At 32.3% G+C, this 2,358-nt stretch carries 4 protein-coding genes; all 4 read right to left on the bottom strand.

Going from position 1 to position 2,358, the window contains the following annotated elements; translation table 11 throughout:
• Window positions 1-435: EamA family transporter (locus tag A9G37_RS00685; protein WP_176701833.1), on the bottom strand; the 435-nt coding region annotated here is incomplete at its 3' end.
• An 828-nt stretch (window positions 436-1,263) separates the two neighbouring features.
• The gene (locus A9G37_RS12685) at window positions 1,264-1,422 is read right to left on the bottom strand and encodes a hypothetical protein (RefSeq protein ID WP_176701832.1); all 159 of its coding nucleotides are present in this window, start codon (window positions 1,420-1,422) and stop codon (window positions 1,264-1,266) included.
• A 25-nt stretch (window positions 1,423-1,447) separates the two neighbouring features.
• Entirely contained in the window at window positions 1,448-1,669 is a 222-nt protein-coding gene (locus A9G37_RS13360; RefSeq protein WP_065574323.1) for a YbhB/YbcL family Raf kinase inhibitor-like protein, read from the bottom strand.
• A gap of 81 nt (window positions 1,670-1,750) precedes the next feature.
• Window positions 1,751-2,358: IS3 family transposase (locus A9G37_RS00670; protein WP_065574322.1), on the bottom strand; the 608-nt coding region annotated here is incomplete at its 5' end.

Below are 2,358 nucleotides of genomic sequence, written 5' to 3'. Positions count from 1 at the left end.
TTGAATTAATAAAAAGCCAATAATAAAGTTTGCACTAATATGATCATAACGAATAATAGCGGCACCAATAACTGCTATTATTGCCGTAAAAAGGTAACTCAATCTTAATGGATGACGTTGCAGTAAATCATAAATAACCGTGACATAAATAGGTGTAAAAATGGTAAACAACAGCACTTCAGGTACTGAAATATATTGGAAAGAATTATAATAAAAAAAATACATAATTCCTAATTGACAAGCCCCAACACCCATTAAAAGAAACATGATTTTAAGCTTAAAATTTCTAAAGTGTAAAAAAGGTAAAAAGGTAATAAATGCTAACACAACACGCATAACCACAGCAAACCAAGTATCAACCTGTCCACTGATATAAACACCAATAAAACTAAACGAAAACGACCAAATAATTGTTACAAAAATAAGATAAAGCATAATTGATGAATATAAAGAAAATAATTAGAGACGCATCGTATCAATTGGCTTAGGATTTGTAAACTTTATATCATAAAAATTGATTACTATAATAAAATAACTGACAATCTCTAGGAATTGCTAGCGCTATATACTATAGTCTGAGAAACCATGGTAATGGACATGCATAAAAAACAATTTAATAAATAAAATTAGATGTTAGTGATAAAAAATTGGCTAACGTAGCCTCTTTGGTGAAAATCCAAAACGTTGTTTAAAGTAAAACGAGAGCCTAATTCATATCCCACTTCTTGGGTAATTTGTAGGATCGTTTTTTGGGTGGTTTATAACAGTATTAAACCAAAATTCATTCTTATATCTAAGATAATTTTGGATAAATTATATCCTTCTAAAGCAAGATGTCGCCGTAAAGTTGATTCGCTCATAGCAAATTGTTTAGCAATTTCTGCTGACTGCCACTTTTTGTCTGGTTGCAGGTTAATAATTTCGCGAATTTTGAGGCTAATTTTCGGGTTATTATTCAGTGGAAAATACACACCAAATGCAGATAATCTAATTAAAAGTTCAATAAATAAATGTTTAACAAGATTAGAATTGCATTGGTTATGTGTAAATAATTCTGTTTTAATCTGTATCGAGTAATAAAAGTTTCAGGTAATATTGTTTCAACTTTAATTTTTTAAGAATTTGATTACTCTGATAAAAATGAGATAAAGCAAATTGATCTAGTAGCTGCGCATGCCAAGAGTAACAAATGGCTTGATAATCCTTATCATCAATATAAAAATTATTTATATTCATTAAATTACCTGCTGGAATCAGGACTAACTAACCTGTTTTTACCTTAAAATATTCGCCCTCACATTCGATCTGTTTTTCGCCATTTATGACATAGACAATCATTGGATCAATGCTTTGAATCTGTTTTAGGGTTTGATTACAACGTTGTGTTATATAATTCACTCGACCAATTGAAGTAAAATCCATAATCCTAATAGCCTATTAACCAATATCAGCGTGAGTAGGAGTAAATTATATCTGCCTTTGCTATTTGATGCGAATTAGCAATAAAACCAACTAGAGCTGGAGTAGTTTGTTCATCAACCTCAATGTGATCAATGTCTAGTGCATAAAGTGTAAATTGATATCGATGAGTCGAATTTAGCGGAGGACATGGCCCTCCATAATTTATCACGCCAAAATCATTACGTACTAATCTACTTCCTTTAAGCAATAAATTGGGATTATTTCCTGTTGATTGTTTAATAAACGATGTTTTGGTATGTCCACACTTTTTAGTACCAAAAAGATAAGGTCATCGATTTCTTTTGTATTCAATCGGCGACTGGTAATTTAATGTTGAATGAAGTCGATTATAATTAAACCAATCCACATAGTGATTAAATTCCAATTTAAGTTGCGCCAGTGAATCAAAAATAGTATTTGACACAAATTCTCTTTTCACTGCTTTGAATGTGCTTTCTGCAATTGCGTTATCATAGGGGCAGCCTTTGCGACTTAAGGACCGTTTAATTCCAAATGCTGTTAAACATTCATCAATCAAATGATTATCAAACTCTTTTCCTCTATCAGAATGAAACAACTCAATCGTCTGTAAGTTCATTGGAATTTGACTCATAGCTTGCATGACCAGTGCCGCTGTTTTATGCCTGCCAGCACTTCGCCCCACTATTTCTCGATTACTGATATCAACAATTACACAAAGGTAGTGCCAACGTTGTTTAACCCTTACATAGGTTAAATCGGTCACCAATATCTTTCGTGGTTGACCTATATTAAATTCTCGATTCAGTTCATTCCCCACCGGCGATTCATTGCTTTTTTCTGTATGAATACAATATTTTTTACAGGTGTATTTCGAAACCCAGCCATTTTTCGCCATGATTCGACCTATTCGGCGTC

Source organism: Gilliamella sp. GillExp13 (assembly GCF_001690815.1).
GTDB lineage: Bacteria > Pseudomonadota > Gammaproteobacteria > Enterobacterales > Orbaceae > Gilliamella > Gilliamella bombi.
Note: the sequence above shows the minus strand (reverse complement) of the source record. Positions and strands in the feature narration are given on the sequence as shown.

Bases quoted from the DNA above. Each gene is read 5' to 3' on its own strand.
- A9G37_RS12685 (WP_176701832.1), bottom strand. From the start codon at position 1,422: ATGGATTTTACTTCAATTGGTCGAGTGAATTATATAACACAACGTTGT.